Source organism: Micromonospora sp. 15K316 (genome assembly GCF_004348525.1).
Classification (GTDB): Bacteria; Actinomycetota; Actinomycetes; order Mycobacteriales; family Micromonosporaceae; genus Micromonospora.
Genome location: NZ_SMKG01000451.1, coordinates 1 through 508 on the forward strand (window position 1 = coordinate 1; position 508 = coordinate 508).

Below are 508 nucleotides of genomic sequence, written 5' to 3' on the forward strand. Positions count from 1 at the left end.
GGCGGTGGGCGGGCCGGGGCGAGGCCCACGGCATCCGGCACCGCTGCGGCGCAACCGTGCCCGGAGTCCGGCGTGCTCATCCGGTCGACCGGCTCGGACGCCGCCATGGGCCTGCGCGCGCTCGGCCTGGAGCTGATCAACTGTGGTGCCACCCCATACCAGCTCAACGGTTACCCGGCGCTCGCCGTGCGGGACGAAGAGCACCAGCAGATCCGGGTCACGGTGATCAAGGGGGCCGAGGAGATCACCAGCGGGTTCGACGCACCACCCGTTCCGATCACGCTGCGCCCGGGCGATCGGGCCACCGCCGCCGTGCTCTGGCGCAACACGGTCACCGAGGCCGCGGTCGAGGCGGCCACCGGCGCGTACCTGGACGTCGCGCCGGACGTCGGCCGGCCCGCCCAGGCCGTCGATCCGGACGGCCCGATCGACCTGGGCAACACCGGCCGGATCGGCGTCAGCGCCTGGAAGGCGGCAGAACCGGCGACCCCCGCCGCACCCCCGGCAC

General features: G+C 75.0%; 1 protein-coding gene. It reads left to right on the top strand.

The annotated features are described in order from the left end of the window. Positions 1-72: 72 nt before the first annotated feature. The coding region (locus E1211_RS32265) for a DUF4232 domain-containing protein (protein WP_243709808.1) at positions 73-508 on the top strand (436 nt) is incomplete at its 3' end.